Source organism: Neoroseomonas rubea, assembly GCF_016106015.1.
In the GTDB taxonomy this organism is placed as follows: domain Bacteria; phylum Pseudomonadota; class Alphaproteobacteria; order Acetobacterales; family Acetobacteraceae; genus Neoroseomonas; species Neoroseomonas rubea.
Genome location: NZ_JACADQ010000547.1, coordinates 1 through 1,668, shown reverse-complemented (window position 1 = coordinate 1,668; position 1,668 = coordinate 1). Strand labels below are relative to the sequence as shown.

Genomic DNA, 1,668 nt, shown 5'->3' with positions numbered 1-1,668 from the left:
CCCCCCGGCGGGCCGGGCGGCACGCCGTGCGGGAGGCGCCCGCCGCTGGATCCGGGCGGGCTGCGCCCCCGCGGGGTCTCCGCGTGCTGGACGCGGCGCGCGCCGCGGGGCTAGGTCAACCCATGCGTGCGCGACCCATCATCGGCGTGACCCTGGATTCGGAACCGGCCGGCGGCTGGTCGAAGCTGCCCTGGTATGCGCTGCGGCAGAATTATTTCTCGGCCGTGGTGGCGGCGGGCGGGCTGCCGGTGGCGCTGCCGCACGAACCGTCGCTGGCCGCGGCCTATATGGCGGAGCTCGACGGGCTGCTCGTGACGGGCGGTGCCTTCGATGTCGACCCGGCGCTGTGGGGCGGGGGTGCGCCGCATCCCAAGGTCACGCTCAAGCCCGGGCGGACGGATTTCGAGATGGCGGCGGTGCGTGCCGCGCTCGCGGCCGACAAGCCGGTGCTCGGCATCTGCGGCGGGCAGCAGCTGCTCGCGGTCGCCTTCGGCGGCACGCTGGTCCAGCACATCCCGGACGAGGTCGCGGGCGCGCTGGCGCATGAGCAGCCGAACCCGCGCACCGAGCCGGGGCATGAGGTGGCGATCGCGCCGGGCACGCTGCTGTCGCGCATCGTCGGCACCGAGGCGATGCGCGTGAATTCCGCGCATCACCAGGCGGTGGCGACGCCGGGCGCGGGCGCGGTGGTGAACGCGGTGGCACCCGATGGCGTGGTGGAAGGCGTGGAGCATCCCGGCCATCGCTTCGCGCTCGGCGTGCAGTGGCATCCGGAATACGCGGTGGATCCGCGCGACCCGGCGATCTTTTCCGCCTTCGTGGAGGCCTGCCGGTGAGCGACGAGGCTGACGATCCGAAGCGCGGGGAGCGTATCGCGAAGTGGCTGGCGCGCGCCGGCGTCGCATCCCGCCGCGATGCGGAGAAGATGATCGCCGAGGGGCGCGTGAAGCTCGGCGGCAAGGTGGTGGAGACGCCGGCGACCTTCATCACGCCGGGCGACCATGTGACGGTGGATGGCAAGCCCGTCGCGGCGGCCGAGCGCACGCGGCTGTTCCGCTACCACAAGCCCGCCGGGCTGGTGACGACGCATCGCGACCCGGAAGGCCGGCCGACGGTGTTCGAGAAGCTGCCGCCGGGCCTGCCGCGGCTGGTCAGCGTCGGGCGGCTCGACCTCACGAGCGAGGGGTTGCTGCTGCTGACCAATGACGGCGCGCTCGCGCGCAAGCTGGAATTGCCGAGCAATGGCTGGCTGCGCCGCTACCGCGTGCGCGTGCATGGGCGGGTGGAGGAGGCGGCACTCGCGCGGCTTTCGCAGGGTGTGACGATCGAGGGCGTGCAGTACGGCCCGATCGAGGCCGGGCTCGATGCGCGGCAGGGGACGAATGCCTGGCTCACGGTCTCGATCCGGGAGGGCAAGAACCGCGAGATCCGTCGCGTGATGGCGCATCTGGGGCTTGAGGTGACGCGGCTGATCCGCACCGCCTATGGGCCGTTCCAGCTGGGCGTGCTGCCGCGCGGCGCGGTCGAGGAAGTGAACGCGAAGGTGCTGCGCGACCAGCTCGGCCTCGATGCGCCGAAGCGGTTGCGGGAGGTGGCGCAGGCGCCGCTGGCCGAGCCGCCGCCGGAAGGCCCGCGCCGCCCGCCGCGCGCGCGCAATGCCGGCGCCGG

Annotated in this window: 2 protein-coding genes; both read left to right on the top strand. The window is 73.7% G+C overall.

Annotation, left to right across the window (positions count from 1 at the left end):
- Positions 1 to 122: 122 nt before the first annotated feature.
- On the top strand, positions 123 to 836 hold the full coding sequence (locus HW577_RS24705; protein WP_198378740.1) for a gamma-glutamyl-gamma-aminobutyrate hydrolase family protein: 714 nt from the start codon (positions 123 to 125) through the stop codon (positions 834 to 836).
- Positions 833 to 1,668 (top strand): pseudouridine synthase (locus HW577_RS24700; protein ID WP_332837808.1); only part of this gene is annotated, 836 nt, incomplete at its 3' end. The genes HW577_RS24705 and HW577_RS24700, both read left to right, overlap by 4 nt.

Coding starts and splice junctions, on each gene's coding strand:
- HW577_RS24705 (WP_198378740.1), top strand. CDS start 123: ATGCGTGCGCGACCCATCATCGGCGTGACCCTGGATTCGGAACCGGCC.